At 46.8% G+C, this 355-nt stretch carries 3 tRNA genes; all 3 read left to right on the top strand.

The features are described 5' to 3' along the window. Window position 1 precedes the first annotated feature (1 nt). Window positions 2-77: transfer RNA gene (locus E0698_RS26370), tRNA-Asn, on the top strand. Between the two features lie 110 nt (window positions 78-187). Continuing rightward, a tRNA-OTHER gene (locus E0698_RS26365) sits at window positions 188-263 on the top strand. A gap of 18 nt (window positions 264-281) precedes the next feature. Further along, window positions 282-353: transfer RNA gene (locus tag E0698_RS26360), tRNA-Glu, on the top strand. The last annotated feature ends 2 nt before the right edge of the window (window positions 354-355 follow it).

Raw genomic sequence — 355 nt, 5'->3', positions numbered from 1 at the left:
TTCCCTGATAGCTCAGTTGGTAGAGCACTCGACTGTTAATCGAGTTGTCACAGGTTCGAGTCCTGTTCGGGGAGCCAAATCTTGAATATTTCTGAATTTTATATATAAGATGGCGGCGTAGCTGAGTTGGTTGAGGTCTACGGTTCATTCCAGTGAGGTTAAGGATGTAATCCTTATGCTGCTTGTTGGAGAGATACCCAAGTGGCTATGAGGGATCAAACTGCGAAAGTGGTGCGAAGGTTCGAATCCATCTCTCTCCGCCAGATATTATTTATTGTTAAGGCCCGTTGGTCAAGCGGTTAAGACACCTCCCTTTCACGGAGGTAACAGGGGTTCGATTCCCCTACGGGTCATA

This window comes from Paenibacillus sp. 23TSA30-6, assembly GCF_014858585.1.
Lineage (GTDB): Bacteria > Bacillota > Bacilli > Paenibacillales > Paenibacillaceae > Paenibacillus.
The sequence above is the reverse complement of the archived record's forward strand: the minus strand, read 5'-3'. Positions and strand labels throughout refer to the sequence as shown.